Raw genomic sequence first — 2,588 nt, 5'->3', positions numbered from 1 at the left:
TGGCCAGCAGATACGCCGGTGCGGCCCGGGCCGCACCGGCGTATCTGCTGGCCATGACAGCAGCACAGAACGACCGCTCCGCGTCGACGCCCTCGGTGGCCTCGGCGCACGACAAGATTCTCATCGTCGACTTCGGCAGCCAGGTGACGCAGCTGATCGCGCGCCGCGTGCGCGAGGACGGCGTCTATTGCGAGATCGTGCCGTTCAACAAGGCCGAACAGGCCTTCAACGAGCTGAAGCCGAAAGCGGTCATCCTCTCCGGTGGCCCCGAGTCCGTGCACGAGGCTGGCTCGCCCCGCGCGCCGCAATTGATCTTCGCCTCCGGCGTGCCCGTGATGGGCATCTGCTACGGCCAGATGACCATGGCGGCGCAGCTGGGCGGCGAGGTCGAGGGCGGCCATCACCGCGAATTCGGCCGCGCGGAAGTCGAGGTCAAGGCCGACAGCAAGCTGTTCGAGGACGTCTGGTCGTCGGGCAGCAAGAACCAGGTCTGGATGAGCCATGGCGACCGCATCACCAAGATGCCGCCGGGCTTCTCGGTGGCCGGCACCTCGCCGAACGCGCCGTTCGCGATCATCCAGGACGAGAAACGCAAATATTACGGCCTGATGTTCCACCCCGAGGTGGTGCACACGCCCGACGGCGCCAAGCTCATCCGCAATTTCGTGCGCAAGATCGCAGGCCTTTCCGGCGACTGGACCATGCGCGCCTTCCGCGAGGAGGAGATCGCCAAGATCCGCGCGCAAGTCGGCAAGGGCAGGGTGATCTGCGGCCTCTCCGGCGGCGTCGATTCAGCGGTCGCGGCCGTGTTGATCCACGAGGCCATCGGGGACCAGCTCACTTGCGTGTTCGTCGATCACGGCCTGATGCGCCTCAACGAGGCCGAGCAGGTCGTCGACCTCTTTCGCCACCACTACAACATCCCGCTCGTGCACGTGGACGCCTCGAAACAGTTTTTGGGCGAGCTCGAGGGCATCACCGACCCCGAAGCGAAGCGCAAGACCATCGGCCGCCTCTTCATCGAGGTGTTCGAGGCCGAGGCCAAGAAGATCGGCGGCGCCGACTTCCTCGCGCAGGGCACGCTGTACCCCGACGTGATCGAGAGCGTCTCCTTCACCGGCGGGCCTTCCGTCACCATCAAGTCGCACCACAATGTCGGCGGCCTGCCCGAGCGCATGAACATGAAGCTCGTCGAGCCCCTGCGCGAATTGTTCAAGGACGAGGTCCGCAAGTTAGGGCGCGAACTCGGCCTCCCCGAAATCTTCGTCGGCCGCCACCCGTTCCCGGGCCCTGGCCTTGCCATCCGCTGCCCCGGCGAGATCACCAAGGACAAGCTCGACATCCTGCGCAAAGCCGACGCGGTCTACATCGACCAGATCAGGAAGCACGGCCTCTACGACGAGATCTGGCAGGCTTTTGCCGTGCTACTTCCCGTGAAGACGGTCGGCGTCATGGGCGACGGCCGCACGTATGACTATGTGGTCGGCCTCCGCGCCGTGACTTCGACCGACGGTATGACCGCGGACTTCTACCAGTTCGACATGAAGTTTCTGGGCGAGACCGCGACGCGCATCATCAACGAGGTGAAGGGCGTGAACCGGGTGGTTTATGACGTGACGAGCAAGCCGCCTGGGACGATTGAGTGGGAATGATTCAGGCCCATCCGGCGGTATCCAAAACTACGCCATGGTACGATCTAACCCACTGAATAAAATAAATAATCAGTTCATCGTCTATCGGCACCTATCGGTGGGCAGAGATCGCGACTGTCGATCCGGCTGACGGACCTCGCACGTATTGATCGCGAATAAATTTGGAAGTACCGTCACGGAAGATGAGGCTCCTGACGGTACTTTTTGCACGCTAAGCTGCTGACAATACGCAGACTTTTCCGACGAGAGCCCCCCAAAACCGCATGACGGTACTTTTTTGGAGGTGGCATACCATGTTGACGGACGCAGCGATCAAGGCGCTGAAACCAAAAGACAAAATCTACAAAGTGACCGATCGGGATGGCATGTATGTGCGTGTCGCGCCGTCGGGCGCTCTTTCGTTCAGGTTGGACTACCGGCTCCATGGTCGGCGCGAGACTGTCTATTTGGGCAAGTACGGGCGGGACGGGATATCGCTAGCGCGCGCCCGCGAGCTTTGCCTGGACGCTCGGCGAGCGATAACCGAGGGCCGATCGCCAGCCATCGAAAAGCAGCGCGAGAAGCGTCGTATCAAGGAGGCGAAAAGCTTCGGCGAGTTCGGTGAAAAATGGCTGGTCAACGCGCCTATGGCCGACAGCACGCGCGCGATGCGTCGCTCCATATGGGAACGGGAGCTACTGCCGGTCTGGCGAAACCGCTTGCTTACCGAAATCACGCCGGACGATCTCCGCGCGCAGTGCGGGAAGATCGTAGATCGCGGTGCGCCAGCAACGGCGATCCACGTTCGGGACATCCTCAAGCAGATCTATGGCTTTGCGATCTTACATGGCGAGAAGGTCGCCAACCCGGCGGATGATGTTGGACCTGCATCAATCGCTACGTTCGCCCCGAAGGATCGAGCTCTCTCGCCGCCGGAAATTAGGGTGATGTTGAAGG

General features: G+C 62.1%; 2 protein-coding genes. Both read left to right on the top strand.

Features of this window, described 5'->3' with window-relative positions; genetic code table 11:
- Nucleotides 1-53 precede the first annotated feature (53 nt).
- Entirely contained in the window at nt 54-1,652 is a 1,599-nt protein-coding gene (gene guaA, locus JHD07_RS37575; RefSeq protein ID WP_291631376.1) for a glutamine-hydrolyzing GMP synthase, read from the top strand.
- Nucleotides 1,653-1,945: 293 nt separating this feature from the next.
- A partial coding sequence (locus JHD07_RS37570; RefSeq protein ID WP_291631374.1) for an integrase arm-type DNA-binding domain-containing protein occupies nt 1,946-2,588 on the top strand: 643 nt, incomplete at its 3' end.

Origin of the sequence: Bradyrhizobium sp. (genome assembly GCF_016462955.1) — a bacterium.
In the GTDB taxonomy this organism is placed as follows: domain Bacteria; phylum Pseudomonadota; class Alphaproteobacteria; order Rhizobiales; family Xanthobacteraceae; genus Bradyrhizobium.
Note: the sequence above shows the minus strand (reverse complement) of the source record. Positions and strands in the feature narration are given on the sequence as shown.

What these genes read in the sequence shown, in the direction of transcription:
- guaA (WP_291631376.1), top strand. Translation starts at nt 54, where the DNA reads ATGACAGCAGCACAGAACGACCGCTCCGCGTCGACGCCCTCGGTGGCC.